Below are 20,672 nucleotides of genomic sequence, written 5' to 3' on the forward strand. Positions count from 1 at the left end.
GGTGACGTCATCGTCGATCGGTCCGCGTCACCGTACGGAGGGCGGTGTTCGGCTCACGCCCCTCCTCCGGCTGCTGATCCTCACACAACTCGCCTTCAACATCGGCTTCTTCGCCGTGCTCCCGTTCCTGTCCGAGCATCTCGGCCGGGCGATGGGGATGGCGGGCTGGCTCGTCGGGTTCGTGCTGGGGCTGCGGACCTTCAGTCAGCAGGGGTTGTTCGTGGTGGGCGGGGCGCTGGCCGACCGGTACGGGATCCGGCCGGTGGTGCTTGCCGGTTGCGTACTGCGGATCGTCGGCTTCGGCTGGCTCGGGTACGCCGGGGAGACCTGGGCGGTCGTCGGTGCGGTGCTGCTGATCGGGTTCGCCGCAGCACTGTTCTCACCGGCCGTGGAGTCCGAAGTCGCCCGGCAGGCGGTGGCGTTGGAGGAGGCGGGCGGGGTCTCGCGTACCCGGGTGCTGGCGTTGTTCACCGTGGCGGGGCAGGCGGGGGCGTTCGTCGGGCCGCTGCTCGGTGCGCTGTTGCTGGCGGTGGACTTCCGTGCGGTGTGCCTGGCGGGCGCCGGGATTTTTGTGTTCGTGCTGGCCGGGCATGTGTGGCTGCTGCCGCAGCACATCCCCGGGCGGGCGCGCACCCCAGGGAGGGGTGGGTTGCGCGTGCTGCTGCGCAACCGCCGCTTCCTGGCGCTGTGTTGTGCGTACGGCGTCTATCTGCTCGCCTACAACCAGCTCTACCTCGCGCTGCCCGCGGAGGTGGAGCGCGCGGCGGGCTCGCAGGCGCCGCTGGCCTGGCTGTTCGCCCTGTCGTCGTTGCTGGTGGTGAGCGCCCAGCTGCCCGTCACCCGCTGGGCCGGGGTGCGGCTCACGCTGCGGCGCTCCATGGCGGCCGGGCTGTTGCTGATCGCGGCCGGGTTCGCGGTCGTGGGGTGTGCCCGTCCAGCCGGCTGGACGGGCACGGCAGGCCTGCTGCCTGTCGCCGGGTTCGTCGTTCTGCTCACCCTCGGCCAGATGCTCGTCGCACCCGTCGCCCGCGCCTGGGTTCCCGACCTTGCGGAGGAGGGACGGCTCGGCCTGTACACGGGAGCGCTGTCCTCGGTGTCCGGTCTCATCGTCCTGGCCGGCAGCTCGGCGACCGGGACGCTCCTCGACATGGGGTTGCCGGTGGCCGTGCCCTGGCTGGTGCTGGCTGCCGTGCCGGCCGCGGCGGTCGGGCTGTTGCCGCGCCGATAGGGTCGGCGCCATGAAGCTCGAGGTGGAGATCGCCCGGCAGGCGGACCAGGAACTCGTGGAAGTCTTCGGCCGACTGCTGACGCAACAGTCGACGTCCGCCGAGCCGCTCGACGCCGAGGCGGTCGGGCGCATCGTGGCCTGCGATGCGAACACGGTGCTCATCGCCCGGGCCGAGCGCGAGATCGTCGGCACCCTGACCCTCGTCATGTTCCCCGTACCGACCGGGCTGCGGGCTCGCGTCGAGGACGTCGTCGTGGACGCAGTGGCCCGAGGCCACGGAGTGGCCGGACTGCTCATGGAGAAGGCCCTGCAGATCGCCCGCGACGCCGGGGCCCGCACTGTCGACCTCACCTCCCGGCCCGACCGCGAGGCGGCGAACCGGTTGTACGAGCGGCTGGGATTCCTGGCGCGGGAGTCGACGGTGTAACGGTTGGCGTTCGACGGCTGAACGGGCCCCGGGCGGCGGGCCCGAGGACGCAGCCGTCGCCGGGTGGACGGCGGCTACGGGAGACGGCCGTTCAGGACGCCACCGTCTCGCGTTCCGACTCCAGTTCCAGCATCTGCTCCACCTCGCCGTCGCGGACCCGCGACGTCCGCCGCAGCCACAGGACGTCACGGCCGAAGGACCAGATCAGTGAGCCCAGGGCCAGTACGACGACCCCGAGGGACGCCATGGGCGGCAGGTAGCCCGAGGCGGCCAGGAGCAGGCAGATGCCCTGCATCGCGGCGACCGTCTTGCGGGCCGTGCTCGGCGGCAGCGAGGCGTTCAGCCACGGCCAGACGCGGGCCGCGGCGACGAAGGCGTAGCGCATGCCGCCGATGAGCAGAACCCACGGGCCGAGCTGCATGGAGACGTAGACGCTGAGCACGAGGATCAGGAACGCGTCGACCTCCATGTCGAAACGGGCGCCCAGGGGAGTGGAGGTGCCGGTGGCGCGGGCGACCTTGCCGTCCACGCCGTCCAGGATGAGGGCGACCGCCGTGAGGCCGACGAGGGCGGTGACCGGCGGGGAGCTCTCGAAGGAGTCCGCGACCAGGGCCGTCACACCCCCCACCAGGGTCGCCCGGCCGAGCGTCACGCGGTTGGCCGGGCCGAACGAGCGTGGCCGGGTGCGGTGCAGTGCCCGCGAGAGCACCGCCCACATGGCGATGGCGAAGACGAGGCCGGTCAGCCAGCCCGCCGGACCCATGCCGATCGCCGTGCCGAGCAGGGCCAGCAACAGGATCTGAACGCCCGCTCCCACAGCGGTCTCCTGCTGGACCAGCCTTGCGTCGTAAGTGTTGTTCAGGGCCACCGCACACCCTCCGGCCGAATGACAAAGTCGATCAACGCCGCGTACTGTGCGCGGCCTGTGCACATGTCGGTACGTGAACAACTTCCCGATCGTTCAGGAGGAGGCCGGATGAACCGCATCGCACGCGCGTTCTGGCTGAGTCGTCCGGGTCTCGGCGAGATCCGGAGCGTCCACCTGCCCGAACCCGAGGAGGGCGAGGTGCTGGTGCGCTCGCTCTTCTCCGGAGTCAGCCGCGGCACGGAGACGCTCGTCTTCCGCGGCGGCGTTCCGGAGAGCCAGCACGCGGCCATGCGGGCGCCCTTCCAGGAGGGCGAGTTCCCCGCACCCGTGAAGTATGGCTACCTCAGTGTGGGGAGGGTGGAGGAGGGGCCCAAGGAACTGGTGGGGCGTACGGTTTTCTGTCTGTATCCGCACCAGACGCGGTATGTGGTGCCGGCCTCCGCCGTCACTGTCGTGCCGGAGAAGATTCCTGCCGAGCGGGCCGTCCTCGCCGGGACCGTGGAGACCGCCGTGAACGCCCTGTGGGACGCCGCGCCACTGGTCGGCGACCGGATCGCGGTGGTCGGCGGCGGCATGGTCGGCTGCTCGGTGGCCGCGCTGCTGGCCCGCTTCCCGGGTGTACGCGTGCAACTCGTCGACGCCGACCCGGCCCGCGCCAAGACCGCCGAGGCCCTCGGAGTCGACTTCGCGCTGCCCGAGGACGCGCTCGGGGAACGGGACCTCGTCGTGCACGCCAGCGCCACGGAACAGGGACTTGCCCGGGCCCTGGAACTCCTGGCCGCCGAGGGCACCGTCGTGGAACTGAGCTGGTACGGCGACCGCAAGGTGAGCCTCCCGCTCGGCGAGGCCTTCCACTCCCGGCGGCTGACGATCCGCAGCAGCCAGGTCGGCACCGTCTCCCCGGCCCGCGCGAACCGCAGCTACGCCGACCGGCTCGCCCTCGCCCTCGACCTGCTCGCCGACCCGGCGCTCGACGCGCTCATCACAGGGGAAAGCGCGTTCGAGGAGCTGCCGGAGGTGATGCCCCGGCTGGCCTCCGGTGAGATTCCCGCGCTGTGTCACCGTGTGAGGTACCCCGAAACGGTCTGACCTGAGAAAAGGGTGAGACTTGGCTGAACGCGGGGAAGCGAAGAGCCGTACTACACGGCATCCTCCGGCGGCCAACGGCCGGAGGACCAGACGCGCCGCACCTGGAGGGTCGTCCGTTGTTCAGTGTCACCGTCCGCGATCACATCATGATCGCCCACAGCTTCCGCGGCGAGGTCTTCGGACCCGCGCAGCGCCTGCACGGAGCGACGTTCCTGGTGGACGCCACGTTCCGGCGCGAGCAGCTGGACGACGACAACATCGTCGTCGACATCGGACTCGCCACCCAGGAACTCGGTGCCGTCGTCAGCGAGCTGAACTACAGAAACCTCGACAGCGAGCCCGACTTCGCAGGCATCAACACCTCCACGGAGTTCCTGGCCAAGGTCATCGCCGACCGGCTCGCCGAGCGGATCGAGAAGGGCGCGCTGGGCGAGGGCGCCAAGGGCATCGCGGGCATCTCGGTGACCCTGCACGAGTCGCACATCGCCTGGGCGAGTTACGAGCGTGCCCTGTGACCGACGTGACCTTGGAGAAGGTGGAGAACGCCCCGGGGGAGGCGGAGATGCCGTCGCTCACCTATGTGCCCGTGCAGCACTCCGCCCTGAAGAACGCCGAGATCATCCCCATGTCCCTGCGCTCCGTGTACTTCGTCATGCCGGGCGGCGTCGACGACCCGGCCGCGCCGAGCGGCGGCAACGCCTATGACCGGCGGGTCAGCCTGGACCTGCCCGGCTTCGGCTGGCAGGTGCACAAGCACGCCGTGGCCGGCGAGTGGCCCCGGCCCGGGGTGGCGGCCCGTGCGGAACTCGCGCGGACGCTGCGGGAGTTGCCGGACGGCTCGGTCGTCCTGCTGGACGGGATCGTCGCCTGCGGGGTCCCGGAGATCGTCGTCCCGGAGACGGAGCGGCTGAACCTCGCGGTCCTCGTGCACCTTCCCCTCGGGGACGAGAGGGGTCTCGAACCCGCCGTGGCCGCCGAGCTGGACGCCAAGGAGCGTGACGTGCTGCGGGCCGTGCCCGCTGTCATCGCCACCAGCGACTGGGCGGTACGACGCCTCGTCGCGCACCACGGTCTCGCGCCCGAGCGGGTGCATGTCGCCGCCCCCGGCGCCGACATCGCGCCCCTCGCCTCCGGCACCGACGGCGTCTCCCGGCTGCTGTGCGTGGCCGCGGTGACCCCGCGCAAGGGCCAGCACCGGCTGGTGCAGGCGCTGGCCGCGGCGGCCGACCTGCCGTGGAGCTGCGTCTGCGTCGGCGGGCTCGGGCACGACCCCGAGTACGTCGCCCATCTGCGGCTGCTGATCAAGGAGCACGGTCTGGAGGACCGCATCGAACTGGCGGGCCCGCAGGCCGGTGCCCAGCTCGACGCCAGCTACAACGCCGCCGACCTCATGGTCCTCACCTCCTACGCGGAGACGTACGGCATGGCGGTGACGGAGGCCCTCGCGCGCGGTATCCCCGTGCTGGCCACAGATGTCGGTGGTCTCCCGGAGGCGGTCGGACGCGCCCCCGACGGCGGGGTGCCCGGCATCCTCGTGCCGCCGGAGGACCCCGCCGCCCTCGCCGCGGAACTACGCGGCTGGTTCGGCGAGGCCGACGTACGACGCCGGCTGAAGGCCGCCGCCCGGGGCCGGCGGGCCGCCCTGGACGGGTGGGCGACCACGGCCCGAAGCCTTGCCGGAGTACTGGGCCGGCTACCGAGCGAACCCAGGAGGGCGGCATGAACAGGACGGCACAGATCGACGGGAAGATCCCGGCACAGCCCGGCGGACGGGGCGGCTCCGAACCGGCCGATCGCGACGGCTCCGAGACGGCGGACTCCGTGATCCCCGGCGCGGGCCCCGCCCCGCGGCCGGGCGAGCGCGCCACCGTGCGGCTGCGGGACACCGGGCCCGAGGAGCCGCCCCGTTACGCGCCCGAGTGGCTGGAGCTGCGCGAACCCGCCGACGCGGCCGGGCGGGCGCACGAGTTGCTCGATCCGCTGCGGATCCGGCTGGCCAACCTGCCGGGCAAGGCCGGGATCGTCATCCACGACCTGGGCTGCGGCACCGGCTCGATGGGCCGCTGGCTCGCACCCCGCCTGGACGGTCCCCAGCACTGGATCCTGCACGACCGCGACCCGTACCTGCTGCACTTCGCGGCCGTCGCCTCCCCGCGCTCCGCCGCCGACGGCAGCAGGGTCACCGTGGAGACGCGCCGCGGCGACGTCGCCCGGCTCACCCCGGACGCGCTCGCCGGCGCCTCGCTCGTGACGGCGTCCGCGCTGCTCGACGTGCTCACCCGCGAGGAGATCGAGACCCTCGCCGACGCCTGCACCGGGGCCGGCTGCCCCGCCCTGCTGACGCTCTCGGTGGCCGGACGTATCGAACTCACCCCGTCCGACCCGATGGACGAGGAGATCACCGAGGCGTTCAACGCCCACCAGCGCCGCGGCGGCCTGCTCGGCCCGGACGCGATCACGGTGGCCTGCGAGGCCTTCTCGGAACGGGGCGCGACGGTACGCGTCGACCCCAGCCCCTGGCGCCTCGGCCCCGGCGAGGCCGCGCTGACGGCCCAGTGGCTGCGCGGCTGGGTCAGCGCGGCCGTCGAGGAACGCCCCGAGCTCAAGGCCCGTGCAGAACGGTATCTGCAGGACCGCCTGGCCGCCTGCGAGGCGGGCGAACTCCATGTCGTGGTCCACCACAGCGACCTGCTGGCACTGTCCCGGCCGACGGGCGGCGCGTCATGAGCGTGGAGACGGTGCGGGCGCTCGTGGTGCGGGCCGACCGGCGCGGCGCCGTGGAGGCCCGGCGGGGTGTGGACGTCGTGTCCGGGGCGCCGACGGGCGTCGGTGCCGAGGTGCGGGCCGGATTGCCGACAGGGGCTGGTGCTGAGGTGCCGGCCGAATTGCCGACGCGAGTCGGTGCCGAGGTGCGGGCCTCTTTGCCGACGCGAACCCGTGCCGGGGCGCGGGCCGAAGGCGCCGTCCGCCCGGCAGCTGCGGGTGCGGCCGGCGGTGCCGCCTCCGTCGCGGTCGAGGTGTGGGAGGACGGCCTGGCCTGCCTCGCCGCGCGGGACGCCGCTCTGTGGGCGCGGGCCGATGTCCTCGCATCCGCCGCACCCACCGGGCCCGCCGTCTCGGAGGCGCGTATCGGCGTGATCGTCTCCTCGGCCCGGCCCGAGCCGGCCACCGCGCGGGCACCCTGGTGGCGTGCCGCCCTCGCCCGGCTCAACTCCCGTGCCGTACGTACCCACTTCGGCACCGTCGCGGGAGTGGTCATCCTCGGTGCGCTGCTGTGGCGCCTCGGCACGGGCGTCCTGCTGGACGGGCTGCGCAGCATCGACGCGACGACCCTGGTGGTGTCCCTGCTGATCGGCGTCGCCACCACCGTGCTCAGCGCCTGGCGCTGGGCGCTGGTGGCTCGCGGCCTGAAGATCCACCTGCCGCTCGGACCGGCCGTCGCCGACTACTACCGCGCGCTGTTCCTGAACGCCGCCCTGCCCGGCGGCGTCCTCGGCGACGTCCACCGGGCCGTCCGGCACGGACAGAGCGCCGGCGACCTCGGGCGCGGAGTGCGCTCGGTGGTGCTCGAACGTGTCGCCGGACAGGTCGCGTTGACGGTCGTCGGTACGGCGACGCTGCTCACGATGCCGTCACCGGTGCTCGGCGAGGTACGGCACGTCGCACCGCTGGCCGGCCTTGCGGCCGTGGGCGCACTAGCCGTCGTCGTCGCCCTGCGAATGAACAAGGCGCCGTCCCGTCGCGGAACGGCTCTGCGCTCGACGCTCGCCGAGGCGCGCGAGAGCCTGCTGTCGCGCCGCAACTGGCCCGGCGTCACCGTCTCCTCGCTGCTGATCCTGGCCGGGCACCTCGGGATGTTCGTGCTCGCCGCGCGGGTTGCCGGCTCCGGCGCCTCCGTCGCCGTCCTGCTGCCGCTGGCCGTCCTCGCCCTGGTCGCCATGGGACTGCCGCTGAACATCGGCGGGTTCGGCCCCCGGGAGGGCGTCACCGCCTGGGCGTTCGGCGCGGTCGGCCTCGGCGCGAGCAGCGGTGTGGCCGTCGCCGTGGTGTACGGCGTGCTGAGCTTCGTGGCCGCCCTGCCGGGCGCCGTCGTCCTCGTCGCCCGCTGGTACACGGGCCTGCGGGCGGGTTCCGGGGCGACGGCGCCGGAACCCGGCACCGCTCAGCCGCGGGCGCTGCCCGCTTCCCCGGAGGCGCTCGCGGAACGGTCGGAATCGGCGGACGCGTCCTGCGAGGTGAGCAACGAGAAATACGCGCCGAAGGAATCCGCGAGGCTCGCCAGCAGTTCCTTCCCCTTTTCCGCGGAACCGAGCGAAGGGCGTCCGATGACGCCCGAATCGGTATAGCCGGACATACCGAGGGTGAGCAGATGACGCCGGTCGTCCGCGACGAAATCGGAGGTCTCATAACCGGGGCGGAGCAATTCCGGGTGAGCGTGCAGAAGGATGGAGGTCTCGATTTCTCCCGCGTGCATGTCGGTCAGCAGCGAGGTGATCACCCCCGACCGCTGCCGCGCCGCTTCCCAGTCCTCCGCGGCCGGGAACAGTGCCATTCGCTCGCCGCGGGCAGACGATTCCTGAACGACGTTGCCCAGTACGTAGTTTCCGCCGTGCCCGTTGACCACCACCAGGGCGTCGACGCCGGAGCGGCGCAGCGACTGTGCAATGTCACATACCACCGCATGAAGGGTCACCGAGGAGATGCTGACGGTACCGGGCCAGGCCGCATGCTCGTGCGAGCAGGAGATCGTCACGGGCGGGAGGAGGTGCACCGGGTACGCCGCGGCGATCTCCCGGGCCACGGCACAGGCGACGAGCGTGTCGGTCGCCAGCGGAAGGAACGGACCGTGCTGCTCGAAGCTCCCGACCGGAAGGACGGCGACCTGCGTTGAGACACCCGCCGCCCTGGTCCGTACCTCTTCCGTAGTGTCCGCCGGCACCAGCCCGTATGCCGCCGTACGCGCGCCCGAAACACTCATTTCTTCACGGCCTTTCGTCTCTGCTTAGGAATCAGATCATGACAGATAAAATCGGCGTCCTCGGCAAGAAGTCCGCACAGCGCACGGGCGTGGAACGTGTTGTGAATGCCCCGCTGCCCACGGTGTACGGGCAATTCCGGGCGGTGGGTTACATGGATCACGACCGCGGCGACGAGCAAGTGGCCCTCGTCCATGGTGACATCGGCACGGAGGGCGTCCTCACCCGGCTGCATTCCGAGTGCCTGACCGGTGATGCGTTCGGCTCCCAGCACTGCGAATGCGGCGACCAGCTCGCCTCCGCGCTGAAGGCCGTCGTCGCCGAAGGCAGCGGCATAGTCGTCTACTTGAGGGGCCACGAGGGCCGCGGCATCGGTCTGCTCGCCAAGCTGCGGGCGATGGCGCTGCAGGCGGAGGGCCTGGACACCGTCGAGGCGAACCTCGCGCTGGGGCTGCCGGTGGACGCCCGCGACTACGGCGTCGCCGCCAAGATCCTGCAGGACCTGGGCGTGAACTCGGTGCGCCTGATGTCCAACAACCCGCGCAAACAGGAGGCGTTGGTCCGGCACGGCATCCAAGTGGCGGAGACGGTCCCGCTGCTGATCCCGCCGTGCGAGAGCAACATCACCTATCTGCGCACCAAGCGGGAACGGCTCGACCACGTCCTGCCGCACCTGGACGCGGTGGCCCACCTGTCCTGAGCAGGATCGCGCACCGCCTCGCCGACACCGCCGGTCGGCGAGGTGTTCCGGTCGCGGCCCCGAGGCACGTTCAGTCCGTGACCGCCTCGTGGACCATCCGCTTGAGGTCCGGGAAGAGCCTGAGCGACGACTTCGGCCGGACCTGTGTCATGAACTGCACGGTCAGATCGCGGCCGGGGTCCACCCAGAAGGTCGTCGTCGCCACCCCGCTCCAGCCGAACGTCCCCAGACCCGAGGGCGCCTGCGTGCGGTCGGGGTCGATGACGACGGAGACACCGAACCCGAAGCCGACGCCGTCGTTGCCGGGCTCGTCGTGGGCCGGGCGGCTGCCGAAGGCGCGCAGGTCGGCGCCGCCGGGCAGCTGGTTACGGGTCATCCGGTCCACCGTCTCGGGGGCCAGGAGGCGGACGCCGTCGAGCTCGCCGCGCCGGCGCAGCAGCTCCATGAAGCGGTGCACGTCGTACGCGGAGGCCACCATGCCGCCGCTGCCGGACAGGAAGCGGGGCCGCCCGCGCAGCGGCAGCCCGGCGATCGGCTCGATGCCGCCGGCGTCGGTCTCGCCGTACAACTCGGAGAGCCTCGGGGCCTGTTCGTCCGTGACGCAGAAACCGGCGTCGGTCATGCCGAGCGGGCCGAGGACGCGCTCGGCGAAGAAGACGTCGAGCGGCTGCCCGGACACGACCTCGATCACTCTGCCGAGGACATTGGTGGCGACCGAGTAGTTCCACTGCGTGCCCGGCTCGAACTGCAGCGGCAGGCGCGCGTACGCGTCGACGGTCCCGGCCAGGTCCGAGCCCGGCAGCACGGCCGAGTCCAGGCCCGCCTCGCGGTAGAGGGCGTCGACGGGGTGGTTGTGGTAGAAGGCGAAGGTCAGGCCCGCGGTGTGGGTCAACAGGTGCCGGATCAGCGGGGGTTGGGCAGCGGGGCGGGTCCGGAGGCCGGCGCCGGATCCGCTCTCGTAGACCTGCGGGTCGGAGAAGGCCGGAAGGTGGCGGGCGACCGGGTCGTCGAGCGACAGGCGGCCCTCCTCCACCAGCATCAGCGCGGCGACCGAGGTGACCGGCTTGGTCATGGAGTAGATCCGCCACAGGGTGTCGGCCTCGACGGGCAGACCCGCCGCGACGTCACGCAGACCGTGGGTGGTGAGGTGGGCGACGCGTCCGCCGCGGGCCACGGCCACGAGATAGCCGGGCAGGCGCCCGTCGTCCACGTAGTGGGCGAAGTGCTGGTCGAGGCGGTCCAGCGCCTTGGCGTCCAGGCCGACCTCGCCCGGGTCGACCTCTTGTCGCAGCTGTGTCATCGCTCTCCTCCGAAACGCACTCCGGTGTGAGTGCCGCGACAGACCGGCAGTGGGCCGCGGCATCTCTGTGGCTGGTCGTGCCCACGCGGCGGAGCCGCATAAAGATACAGCCCCGCGCCCCTTCGGGGCGCGTCGAACCGGAGCGGACTCGCCTGTTCTGCCTGGTCTCATCGTCGCTCAGGAACGCCGGCGATGGCCCCCGGTTGACCGTGATTGATCGTTTCGGCGGAACGTTCCGGCAGTGCGCGGCCCGCCGCCGCCCCGGCCAGGGCCACCACGGCGAGGACGAACAGCGGCAGCCCGTACCCGTGGCCCAGCCCCATCAGCGTCGTCGCCGCGGCCACGCCCAGCGCCGGGCCGACGTTCATCGCGGTCTGCTGCAACCCGCCCGCCACCCCGGCCGACCCGATGGCGGCCTGGCGTACGACGACATGAGTGGCCGCCACCATCACCGTGCCGAACCCGGCCCCCAGCAGCGCGAACCCGATGCAGAAGCCGACCGTGCCCGAGGCCCGGCCCAGCACCAGGATCCCGGCGGCCAGGACGGCCATCGCCGACACGGTCGTACGGCGGGCCCCGACCCGGCGCAGCAGTACCGCGCACCCCGGCGCGGCGACGATCATCAGTGCCGCGAGAGGGAGGCTGAGCAGGGCCATGTGCACCGGGTCGAGACCGAGCGTGTCCTGGAGCAGGAAGGTGGCGACGAACAGCGTGCCGTTCAGGGCGGCCGACGCGGCGACCAGCATGCCGAGCGCGGAACGGACGGCGGCCGAGCCCACGACGTCCGGCGGCACCAGCGGGCTTGCGGTCCGCCGCTCATGCCGTACGAAGGCGGTACCTGCGACCGCTGCCGACGCCAGGCCGAGCGCGCTCGCCGTCGTCCATCCGCCATCCGGCAGCGTGACCAGGGTGTGGACCAGACCGGCCAGGGTCGCGGCGAGCAGGAGCGCGCCGGGCACGTCCAGACCGGCGGGGGAGGACTGGTGGGGACGCGGGCCGCGCAGCGTGAGCGCGAGCAGGCCGAAGACGAGTGCCGGTACGACGTTGAGGAAGAACACCGCCCGCCAGCCCGGCCCGGCCACCAGCGCCCCGCCCAGCACGGGCCCCGCCGCGGCCGCCACCCCGATCGCGCCGGCCCGCACGGCGACCGGCATCCGCAGCCGGTCGGGCGGGAACGCGGCCCGCAGCATCCCGAGCGTGGCAGGCTGCAGCAACGCACCGAACACACCTTGCAGGACCCGCAGACCGATCACCCAGCCGGCACCCGGCGCCAGACCGATGCCCGCCGACATCACCCCGAAGCCCAACATCCCTGTGGCGAAGACCCGTTGATGCCCGTACCGGTCGCCGAGCCGCCCCGAGAACACCAACAGGGCCGCCACCGCGATGAGATAGCCGGTGCTGGTCCACTGGACCTGCGTGAAGGACGCGCCCAGGTCCCGTTGCAGGGTGGGCTGCGCGACGGTGAGGACCGTGCCGTCCAGGGCGACGATCACCGCCCCGACCACACTGCACGTCAGCGTCAGCGCGCGGTGCCCGCTCATGCGCCGTCCCCCAGGTGCGCGTCGAGGGCCGAACGCAGCAGAAGTACGAAGTCGTCGGTGCCCGTGGCGAGTTGGAGGCTGCCCCAGACCCACAGCTGGGCGATGCCGTGCAGGTTCGCCCACAATGCGCCCGCGACGACCCGGGCGTCCGCGTCGGGCCGGACCCGCCCGACCAGCTCCACCAGCCGCCCGAACAGCGGCAGGCTCGTGTCGCGCAGCCCCAAGTGCCCGCTTTCCAGCAGATCATGACGGAACATCAGCTCGTACATGCCGCGGCTGTGGACCGCGAACTCCAGGTAGACCTTCGCCAGCGCCGTCAGCTGCTCGCGCGGGGTCGCCGTGCCGTCGCCGGTCGCCGCCGTCGCTCGCTCGGACAGTTCTGCGAAGCCGCGGCGGGCGATGGCGGACAGCAGCTCCAGGTGGGTGGGGAAGTAGCGGCGGGGCGCCCCGTGCGAGACGCCCGCCCGGCGCGCGATCTCCCGCAGGGTGAGCGCCTGCGCGCCTTCCCTTGCGACCAGATCCACTCCGACGTCGACCAGCCGGTCCCGTAGTCCACTCTCCGATGCATCCATAGACACTGTCTACCAGCCGCTCGTAGACAGTGTCTACCCGACGGGAATGCGGAGATCGGTCCGATGGGTTAGCTGGGTATGACTCACGACACACTGCTCGAGCTTCTCTCCGACGAACGCAGCGGCGTGCTGGTCACGCTCAAGCGCGACGGCCGGCCCCAGCTGTCGAACGTCAGCCATCACTACTACCCGGACGAGGGCGTCATCCGGATCTCCGTCACCGACGACCGGGCCAAGACCCGCAACCTGCGCCGGGACGCGCGGGCGTCGTACCACGTGTCCACCGCGGACCGCCGCGCCTACACGGTCGTCGAGGGAACCGCCGAGCTCGCACCCGTCGCCAAGGACCCGCACGACGACACGGTCGAGGAGCTGATCCGCGTGTACCGCGACGTCCTGGGCGAGCACCCGGACTGGGACGACTACCGTGCCGCGATGGTCCGCGACCGGCGCCTGGTGGTGCGGCTGAAGGTGGAGCGGGCGTACGGCATTCCCAAGGGGGCCAACCGGGGCTGACGGAGCCCGGCAGGGCTGAAGGACATGAACCCGTCCGGCGGGTCCGGAGCCCGAGCCGGGTGATGCCCTGTCATGTCCCGTTACTACGGCTAGGGTTGATCACTGCGAGCGACAGGTGGAACAGCCGAGAACGGAAGACGGGGAGTGCACGGCATGGTGGATCCGGTTTCGCTGGGCGCCATCGGCGCGGTGCTCGGAGCCGTCGGATCGGGCATGGCGAACGAAGCCGGCAAGTGGGCGTGGGAGTCGGCGGGCGGTCTGGTCCGCCGCATTGCCGGGGCCGAGGTGACCGCCCCCACCACTCCCGGGCAAATGGACGACGTGGTCCGCCTGGTGCACGAGCGCATACATCAGGATCCCCAACTGGCGCATGCCTGGGCGCAGTTCGCCAGCCGTGTGCCAGCTCCCGGCACCGGTTCGGGACCGCACCGCCCCTGCCTGCCGACCGCCCCGCACTTCTTCACGGATCGTCAAAAGGCCCTGAAAGTACTGGACAAGGAGGCGACGCGCGCCTTCGGCGGACGCCCCCGGCTGGTGCTCCTCCACGGCCCCGAAGGCATCGGCACCAGCACCCTCGCCATCCACTGGGGCTGGCGGCAGACCGCCCGCTTCCCCGACGGTCAGCTCTACGCCGACCTGCGCGCCCGCGCGCCCGAAGCGGTTCTCGGCACCCTGCTGCGCGGACTCGGCCTGCCCGACGAGGAGGTGCCCCCGGCCGCCGCCGACCGCGCGGAGCTCCTGAGGCGCTGTCTGGCCGACCGGCAGCTGCTGCTCGTGCTCGACCACGCCCGGTCCGCCGCGCAGCTCCGGCCGCTGCTGACCTCGGCGCCCGGTGTCTTCACCATCGTCGTCGCCCGTCAGCCGCTCTCCGGCCTGGACGCCCTGCGCATCCCGGTCGGCCCGCTGGCCCGGCGGGACGCCGTACGGCTGCTCACCGACCTCGTCGGCAGACCGGCGATCAGCGCTGCCCGCGCCGCGCTGCCCGCGCTCCTCGACCGCTGCGCCGGCTCGCCCTACGCACTGCGCGCGGCCGCACCCCGCCTGGCCGCGCACACCGAGCCGCCCGCCGGACCCGGGAACGACCCCGTCCGCGCGGCCGCCGAGGACTCCTACCGTCTGCTCACACCCGCCGCGGCCCGTCTCTACCGGCTCGCCGCCCTGCGCGACTGGCCCGCCCTCGATCCCGCCGCGGCCGCCCGCGCTGCGGACCTCGACGAGGGCGAAGCCGCCCGCCACCTGGAGGAACTCGCCGAGGCCCTCCTCCTGGAACGCACCGACGCCGGCCGCTACCGCTACCGCCCCGCCGTCCGTGCCCACGCCGAGCACACGGCGGCCGCCCTCGACGGCATAGCGGCCTGCTCGGCCGCCGTCACCCGCGTCGTCGCCGGCTACCGGGACCTGGCCGTCGGTGCGGCACGGGCCGCACTGCCCGAGAGCTGGCGGGTGCCCGCCGCCGACTCGCCCGTGTCCTTCCCGGACCGGGGCACGGCCGTCGCCGCTCTGGCGGCCGAGGCGCCCGGTCTCGTCGAGGCGGTGCACGCGGCGGAGGACTTCCGGGACTGGGCCACGGTCGTCCTGCTCTGCCAGGCCTTGTGGCCGCTCCAGCTCAAGGCCGGCCACCACGACGTCCTGCTGCCCGCACTGCGCGCCGGAGCACGCACCGCCGACGAGCACTTCCCCGGCACCCGCACGGCCGGCGCACTGCACGCCCAACTCGCCCATACCTTGACGGAGCTGCGCCGCTGGGACGAGGCCGAACCCGAAGCGCTCGCCGCCGCCCGGGACGAGCAGACGGCCGGCCATGTACGCGGCCACGCCTCCGCGGTCGAGTTCCTCGGACTGCTGCGGCTGCGGCAGTGGCGCTTCGAGGAGGCGTACGCATGCTTCGAGGAGGCGTACGGCATCCTCGACGGCATCGGCCCCGAAGACGAGGGCGCTGCCGACCTCCCGCGCGCCCGGGCCCTGCTGGAACGCCACCGGGGACGTGCCCTGCGCGGCCTCGGCCGCCGCGAGGAGGCGGTGCAGCGGCTGGACCGCGCCCTGCGCTTCTTCCGCGACACCGGCGAGGCCTACAACACCGCCCGCACCCTCACCGACCTCGCCGAAACCCACCTGGACGGCGGCGAATCGGAGACCGCACGACCACTGATCGACGAGGCGCTCACGGCTCTCGGACGTGAGAACGCCGAATACCAGGTGGCGTGGCTGCGGGTGCTGCGGGAACGGTGTGTCAGCCCGGAGTGAGTCGTACGGGGTGGGGTGTTCCCGATCTGGGCGGTCAGCCTCTGTCCGGCCGGCGGTTCGGCGGCTTGTCTGCTGTGAGCCATGCGTATTGGGGAGGCGCTTGAGGCCTGGGGTGGGGGACGCCGAGTATCCGGTGGCGTGGTTGCGGGAGCGGGTGTCACGCCGGAGTGAGCCGTACGGGGTGGGTCAGTTTCCCGATCCGGACGGTCAGCCCTTGCCTGGCCGACAGCTCCAGTGACTTGCCCGCCGCCAGCCACGCGTGCAGGGCGGAGGCGTACGCGGCCGGATCGGCGTCCGCGCCGGGACCGGCGTCCAGGCGTATTGACGTGCCCGATCGGGTGCGGACGACGCACGAGCCGGGGCCCGTGACGTAGGCGGCCAGCGCGCAGTGCGGGTGCCGGGCGAGGATCTCTGCCGTCCAGTGGGCGGGGGAGACGAAGCGTGGGTCGTTCTCGTCGCCGTACCTGAACACCACGTCGGCCAGGGGGAGTTGCTCGCTCTCGAGGGTGTCCTCGTGCACCGCCGTGTGGGCCTCGCCCGCGTTGTCCGGTGCTGGATGCGGGCCCGCGTACCGGGTGACGGAGACCTCGCCGGAGCCGAGCAGGCGGGTGAGGACCAGCAACGGGACCGTGTGCGTCGCGGGTTCGTACGGCGGGAGAGGGAGTGGTTCGAGGCGGGCGGGTGCGTCCGGTTCGGGGATGCCGATGCGGTCGTAGAAGAGCCGCCGCAGTCGGGTCGCGGACTCGCCGGGTGCGGAGCTGACGAACTCGGCGGGCTCGGACGGTGGTTGGTGGTGGTCGACGAGCGCGTCCAGCTGTGGGCGCAGGGGCCGTGCGGGGTCGAGGCGGGGTGCGGTGCGGACGAATGCGTGGACCGGGGCCTCGGGGTCCAGGCCTGCGAGGGGTGCGGCGCCGAGGAGGACCGGTGTGCCGAGGGCGGCTGCGTAATAGGTGACGGAGCCGTGGTCGCCGATCACGGCGTCGGCGGCGAGCAGCGCCTGGCGCCAGCCCTCCAGGGGGTCGATCAGGGAAAGTCCCGCGCGGCGGGCGCGGTCGAGCCAGGCGCGGATCTGGCCGGGGCCGTGACCCTGCCAGACGTTCGGGTGCAGCACGGTCGCGAGACGGTACTCGTCGGCCGGGAACTCCGAGGTCAGACGGGGGAGGAGGGAAGGGAGTACGTCATCGCCGCCGCCGTCGCCGAAGAGCGACTCGGGGTTCCAGGTGGAGTTCAGGACGATCAGGCGCTGCCCCCGGCCCACCCCGAGGGCGCGGCGGAAGCGGTCGCGGTACGGGCGGGCCGCCAGTATGCGGTCCCAGCAGGGATCCCCGGCGAGCACGGCTGTGGGCGCGGCTTCGGGGCAGACGGTGCGCAGCCGCTGGTACTGCTCGGGGTGCGAGAGGACGAGCGCGTCCGCGATCGGCTTGTCGTTCTCGTCGAGAAGCCACTCCGGCGACATTCCGAAGACCGGATCCGACCGTTCCTGACCGCTGCCCGGTGTCGGGTGTCGGGTGTCGGGTGTCGCCAGTGTTTTAGTGTATCCGACACCGTGTGACAAGACGGTCAATACACCGGAAAGTGACCGGAGTTGACCGCCGAAGCTCGCCGACACGGCCAGCGCGACCGGCGTCTCGACTGCCTGCTCCCACGGCAGTACGGGCACCCCGGTCCCGTCCAGCAGTTCGACGACGCCCGCCCGGAACGCCGACGAGCCCGGGCAGGTGGCCAGCAGCTGCACCCTGAAGTCGTCGTGGAAGAGCGGCAGGACGTCCAGCAGACGGGTCGCCGCGGTCACGTTGTGGACGACGAGAAGCACCTTGTGGCTGCGCCCGCGGGTGGCCCACCGTGCGGCGTCGTCGCCGACCGGCACCCGTATCCACCCGGCCCCCGCCACGTCCTCGTCCGCCTCTCGCCGCCCGCTCGTGTGATCGGGCAACGATAGTCAACGTCGGTCCGCGCACCCCGGCCGCCCCTGAATCCGGCCGGAGCGCGCGGAGGTTCCTCATGATTACCGCAGTGCGCGCAATGCCTCAACAGCGCCTTTCGCCCGGAGGCCGACGAAAACGGCGGGTGGGGACCTAGGTCCCTGGGTGCAGGGCGGACGACCGATGGTTCGCGGATCACGGACTGCCTAGGCTGCGAGGAAGGATGCCGCAGCTCAGGAAGAGGTCACGATGCCGGTCGACGGCCGCAGCCACATCCGTATCGCCCGCCCGTCCCGCGACCTTGCGGCCGCCGAGCGGTTCTGGGCGCAGGGGCTCGGGCTGAGTGTGGTGTGGCGGACCGAGGGCGGTTCCGAACCCGGCGAGCACGACCTGCTGATGCTCGGCTGGCCGGACGCCGGATGGCATCTGGAGCTCGTTCATGAACCGGTGCGGCCCGTCGAGCCCCGGCCCACCGAGGAGGACCTCCTCGTCGTCTACGTCGACGGGCCGGTGCCGGAGGACCTGGTGGGCCGGCTGGAGGAGCACGGCGGCAAGCGGGTGCCGTCGCCCAATCCGTACTGGAACCGGTGGGGCGTGACGATCGAGGATCCGGACGGATACCGGCTGGTGTTGTGCGAGCGGGGCTGGTCGAACGCCTGATCAGGCTCCGGCGGCGGTCCTGCTGTCAGTGGTGCGCAGTACGGTCGTCGCATGGCAGCCACCTTCGATCTCACGCTTGACTGCGCGGACGCGCGGCTCCTCGCCGAGTTCTGGAAGACGGCGCTCGGCTATGTCGACGAGCCGCCGCCCGCTCCCTTCGCCACGCGCGAGGAGTGGCTCGCGCAGTTCGACCTGCCGGAGGACGACTCGGCGGACGACGGCGCGTGGCTCTGCGATCCAGACGGCGTGGGTCCCCGGCTGTCCATCCTGAAGGTCCCCGAGCCCAAGACGGCGAAGAACCGCCTCCACATCGACGTCCGCGTGCCGGGAGGCGGCAGTCCCGACGAGCGGTGGGCCCGCATCCGGGCCGAGTCCGAGCGCCTGGTGAAGGCGGGCGGGAGCGTCCTGGAGGAGTTCGGCGGACACCACATCCTGATGGCCGATCCGGAGGGCAACGAGTTCTGCGTGGCCGCCTCTTCCACATGACCGACCGCGCGCCGCCCTTGCCGTGCCCCGGGCCGGGGACCTAGCCTCCGCGCGTGATCAATGGTGCACATGTGGTGATCTACACCCGCGACGCCGAGGCGGACCGCGCCTTCTTCCGGGACGTCCTCGGCTGGGCGCATGTCGACGCCGGCCACGGCTGGCTCATCTTCAAGGCGCCGCCCGCAGAGGTCGCCTTCCACCCGGCTGAGGGCGAGCCGTCGCACGAACTGTTCATGATGTGCGACGACATCGACGCGACAACCGCCGAACTCGCCGAGAAGGGCGTGGAGTTCACCCGTCCCCTGCAGGAGGAACGCTGGGGCCAGTTGACCGGCTTCCGGCTGCCGGGCGGCGGCGAAGTCGGCCTCTACGAGCCACGTCACCCACGAGCGTAGGGTGGCGGGGCTGGGCCTGGCGGAGGCCGGCGGCACGGCAGGCCCCGACCACTGGCGGGAGGCCGGTGCGGTGGTACGCGAGCAGGCTCGGGAGGGGTTCGCGCCGGAGCGTGTCGCGGAGGCGTGAGTGGTGCTGCCGGCCAGTGGCTGAGCGTGCCCTCCGCGGGCTGCCGTCGGTTGTCTGCGGCGCCATCGTGGCTGGTCGCGCCCACGCGGCGGAGCCGCACATCGATACTGTCCCGCGCCCCTTTCAGGGGCGCCGGAACCCCCGGGTGCCGGAGCCGGTGGGGCATCCGGGGCCCGGGGGCGTTCGTGGACGCGTCAGGCGGTGACCGTCTCCGGCTGTGATGCTCCCTGGGTGGCCCGGTCGCCCAGGTGTTCCGTCGAGATCCTGTGGGTCTCGCGGGCCGAGAGGGCGGCGATGACCGGTGGGACGCAGAGGGCCGCGGTGAAGAGGGCGACCGAGGACCAGTCGTTGCCGTCGGGGCCCGCGATCTGCGCGGCGAAGGTGACCGCGAAGCCGGCCACGGCGAAGCCGATCTGGGTGCCGATCGCCATGCCGGACAGGCGGACGCGGGTGGAGAACATCTCGCCGTAGAAGGAAGGCCAGACGCCGTTCGCGGCGCTGTAGACGATGCCGAAGGCCACGATGCCCAGGATCAGGGTCAGCGGGTAGTTGCCCGTCGAGATCGCCCACAGGTAGCCGAACATGGCGATGGCGCTGCCCGCCGCGCCGATCAGGAACACCGGGCGGCGGCCGATGCGGTCCGACAGAGAGGCCCACAGGGGGATCGCCGCGAGGGCCACGAGGTTGGCGAGCGCGCCCACCCACAGCATCGAGGAGCGGGACATGCCGACCGAGTCGCTGGTGGCGTAGGACAGGGCCCAGACCGTGAAGATGGTGGAGACGGAAGCGATGAGCGCGCCGCCGATCACCCGCAGCACGTCCGCCCAGTGCTCACGCAACAGCACCGCCAGCGGCAGCTTCACGACCCCCTCGGTGGCCGCCTGCTTCGCGAAGGCCGGTGTCTCCTCCAGCTTGCGGCGGATGACATAGCCGGCGACGGCGACCGCGACGCTCGCCCAGAACGGAACCCGCCAGCCCCACGACAGCAGCTGGCTCTCCGGGAGCGCGGCCACCGGGATGAAGACCAGGGTGGCGATGAGCTGGCCGCCCTGCGTGCCGCTGAGGGTGAAGCTGGTGAAGAAGCCGCGCCTGTTCGGTGGCGCGTGTTCCAGGGTCATCGAGTTGGCGCTTGCCTGCTCGCCCGCCGCCGAGATGCCCTGCAGGACGCGGCAGGCGACCAGGAGGACCGGCGCGAGGCCCCCGACCTGGGCGCGGGTGGGCAGACAGCCGATGAGGAACGTCGACAGGCCCATCAGGATCAGTGTGAAGACCATGATCTTCTTACGGCCGACACGGTCACCGAAGTGGCCGAGGAAGAGCGCGCCGACCGGCCGGGCCGCATACGCGACGCCGAACGTGGCCAGGGACAGCAGGGTCGCGGTGGCCGGGTCGGACTCGTCGAAGAAGACCTTCGGGAAGATCAGCGCGGCCGCGCTGCCGTAGATGAAGAAGTCGTAGTACTCCAGGGCGCTGCCGATCCAGGCGGCGGTGGCCGCCTTTCTCGGCTGCCCGACGGCTTCGGCGGGGACGGACACGGCTTGCTCCTTCGAGGGAACTCCAACGTAAGCGGAGTGAGCGGCGGGGGAGAAGTGCCGGATCCCTGGGGTGACGGGACGGC

At 72.2% G+C, this 20,672-nt stretch carries 20 protein-coding genes and 1 pseudogene; 14 read left to right on the top strand and 7 right to left on the bottom strand.

Annotated elements, in window-relative coordinates:
• The first annotated feature begins 1 nt into the window (after position 1).
• Both EDD92_RS38985 and EDD92_RS38990 read left to right on the top strand, forming a co-directional pair.
• Entirely contained in the window at positions 2-1,228 is a 1,227-nt protein-coding gene (locus tag EDD92_RS38985; RefSeq protein ID WP_185124267.1) for an MFS transporter, read from the top strand.
• 10 nt (positions 1,229-1,238) lie between these two features.
• Positions 1,239-1,655, top strand: coding sequence for a GNAT family N-acetyltransferase (locus EDD92_RS38990; RefSeq protein ID WP_123968646.1), 417 nt, complete (start codon positions 1,239-1,241; stop codon positions 1,653-1,655).
• Between the two features lie 91 nt (positions 1,656-1,746).
• On the opposite strand, the gene EDD92_RS38995 is transcribed toward EDD92_RS38990, so the two are convergent.
• A complete protein-coding gene (locus tag EDD92_RS38995; RefSeq protein WP_123968647.1) occupies positions 1,747-2,523 on the bottom strand; it encodes a CDP-alcohol phosphatidyltransferase family protein in 777 nt (258 codons plus the stop codon).
• Between the two features lie 108 nt (positions 2,524-2,631).
• Here EDD92_RS38995 and EDD92_RS39000 point away from each other — a divergent pair, with 108 nt between their 5' ends.
• From EDD92_RS39000 to EDD92_RS51645, 5 genes and pseudogenes are all read left to right on the top strand, one after another.
• Positions 2,632-3,612 carry a zinc-binding alcohol dehydrogenase gene (locus EDD92_RS39000; protein WP_123968648.1) on the top strand — a complete coding sequence of 327 codons (981 nt, stop codon included), beginning with the start codon at positions 2,632-2,634 and terminating at the stop codon, positions 3,610-3,612.
• Between the two features lie 116 nt (positions 3,613-3,728).
• A complete protein-coding gene (locus tag EDD92_RS39005) occupies positions 3,729-4,127 on the top strand; it encodes a 6-carboxytetrahydropterin synthase (RefSeq protein ID WP_030936582.1) in 399 nt (132 codons plus the stop codon).
• A 47-nt stretch (positions 4,128-4,174) separates the two neighbouring features.
• Entirely contained in the window at positions 4,175-5,335 is a 1,161-nt protein-coding gene (locus EDD92_RS39010) for a glycosyltransferase family 4 protein (protein ID WP_123970744.1), read from the top strand.
• Positions 5,332-6,339: a class I SAM-dependent methyltransferase gene (locus EDD92_RS39015; protein ID WP_123968649.1), complete on the top strand. Its 1,008-nt coding sequence runs from the start codon at positions 5,332-5,334 to the stop codon at positions 6,337-6,339. Before EDD92_RS39010 ends, EDD92_RS39015 begins: the two co-directional genes overlap by 4 nt.
• A pseudogene (locus EDD92_RS51645) lies at positions 6,336-7,637 on the top strand (YbhN family protein); the annotation flags it as partial. The gene EDD92_RS39015 and the pseudogene EDD92_RS51645, both read left to right, overlap by 4 nt.
• A 137-nt stretch (positions 7,638-7,774) precedes the next feature.
• On the opposite strand, the gene EDD92_RS39030 reads toward EDD92_RS51645, so the two are convergent.
• A complete protein-coding gene (locus tag EDD92_RS39030) occupies positions 7,775-8,590 on the bottom strand; it encodes a creatininase family protein (protein ID WP_123968652.1) in 816 nt (271 codons plus the stop codon).
• Between the two features lie 38 nt (positions 8,591-8,628).
• Between EDD92_RS39030 and ribA the strand changes: the two genes are divergently transcribed.
• Entirely contained in the window at positions 8,629-9,288 is a 660-nt protein-coding gene (gene ribA / locus EDD92_RS39035) for a GTP cyclohydrolase II (protein ID WP_123968653.1), read from the top strand.
• Between the two features lie 70 nt (positions 9,289-9,358).
• Here the strand turns inward: ribA and EDD92_RS39040 are convergent, their stop codons facing one another.
• The 3 genes from EDD92_RS39040 to EDD92_RS39050 all read right to left on the bottom strand — a co-directional run bounded on the left by EDD92_RS39040 (position 9,359) and on the right by EDD92_RS39050 (position 12,704).
• Positions 9,359-10,588: a serine hydrolase gene (locus tag EDD92_RS39040; protein WP_123968654.1), complete on the bottom strand. Its 1,230-nt coding sequence runs from the start codon at positions 10,586-10,588 to the stop codon at positions 9,359-9,361.
• Positions 10,589-10,755: 167 nt separating this feature from the next.
• Positions 10,756-12,132 carry an MFS transporter gene (locus tag EDD92_RS39045; protein WP_123968655.1) on the bottom strand — a complete coding sequence of 459 codons (1,377 nt, stop codon included), beginning with the start codon at positions 12,130-12,132 and terminating at the stop codon, positions 10,756-10,758.
• The gene (locus EDD92_RS39050) at positions 12,129-12,704 is read right to left on the bottom strand and encodes a TetR/AcrR family transcriptional regulator (RefSeq protein WP_123968656.1); all 576 of its coding nucleotides are present in this window, start codon (positions 12,702-12,704) and stop codon (positions 12,129-12,131) included. Before EDD92_RS39050 ends, EDD92_RS39045 begins: the two co-directional genes overlap by 4 nt.
• 78 nt (positions 12,705-12,782) lie before the next feature.
• On the opposite strand from EDD92_RS39050, the gene EDD92_RS39055 reads away from it, so the two are divergent.
• Both EDD92_RS39055 and EDD92_RS39060 read left to right on the top strand, forming a co-directional pair.
• Complete coding sequence (locus EDD92_RS39055) at positions 12,783-13,220, top strand: PPOX class F420-dependent oxidoreductase (RefSeq protein WP_123968657.1); 438 nt, start codon at positions 12,783-12,785, stop codon at positions 13,218-13,220.
• Positions 13,221-13,373: 153 nt separating this feature from the next.
• A complete protein-coding gene (locus tag EDD92_RS39060; RefSeq protein ID WP_123968658.1) occupies positions 13,374-15,464 on the top strand; it encodes a tetratricopeptide repeat protein in 2,091 nt (696 codons plus the stop codon).
• 157 nt (positions 15,465-15,621) lie between these two features.
• On the opposite strand, the gene EDD92_RS39065 is transcribed toward EDD92_RS39060, so the two are convergent.
• A complete protein-coding gene (locus EDD92_RS39065) occupies positions 15,622-17,397 on the bottom strand; it encodes a hypothetical protein (RefSeq protein ID WP_260327069.1) in 1,776 nt (591 codons plus the stop codon).
• A gap of 238 nt (positions 17,398-17,635) precedes the next feature.
• Here EDD92_RS39065 and EDD92_RS39070 point away from each other — a divergent pair, with 238 nt between their 5' ends.
• The 4 genes from EDD92_RS39070 to EDD92_RS51650 are packed head-to-tail and all read left to right on the top strand — an operon-like array spanning position 17,636 to position 19,054.
• A complete protein-coding gene (locus EDD92_RS39070; protein WP_030936560.1) occupies positions 17,636-18,046 on the top strand; it encodes a VOC family protein in 411 nt (136 codons plus the stop codon).
• A gap of 51 nt (positions 18,047-18,097) precedes the next feature.
• Complete coding sequence (locus EDD92_RS39075; RefSeq protein ID WP_123968659.1) at positions 18,098-18,532, top strand: VOC family protein; 435 nt, start codon at positions 18,098-18,100, stop codon at positions 18,530-18,532.
• 53 nt (positions 18,533-18,585) lie between these two features.
• The gene (locus EDD92_RS39080) at positions 18,586-18,927 is read left to right on the top strand and encodes a VOC family protein (RefSeq protein ID WP_123968660.1); all 342 of its coding nucleotides are present in this window, start codon (positions 18,586-18,588) and stop codon (positions 18,925-18,927) included.
• Between the two features lies 1 nt (position 18,928).
• Complete coding sequence (locus EDD92_RS51650) at positions 18,929-19,054, top strand: hypothetical protein (RefSeq protein WP_260327072.1); 126 nt, start codon at positions 18,929-18,931, stop codon at positions 19,052-19,054.
• A gap of 194 nt (positions 19,055-19,248) precedes the next feature.
• Here EDD92_RS51650 and EDD92_RS39085 read toward each other — a convergent pair whose 3' ends face one another.
• Entirely contained in the window at positions 19,249-20,589 is a 1,341-nt protein-coding gene (locus tag EDD92_RS39085; RefSeq protein WP_123968661.1) for an MFS transporter, read from the bottom strand.
• Between the last annotated feature and the right edge of the window lie 83 nt (positions 20,590-20,672).

Origin of the sequence: Streptomyces sp. TLI_185 (assembly GCF_003814765.1) — a bacterium.
GTDB lineage: Bacteria > Actinomycetota > Actinomycetes > Streptomycetales > Streptomycetaceae > Streptomyces.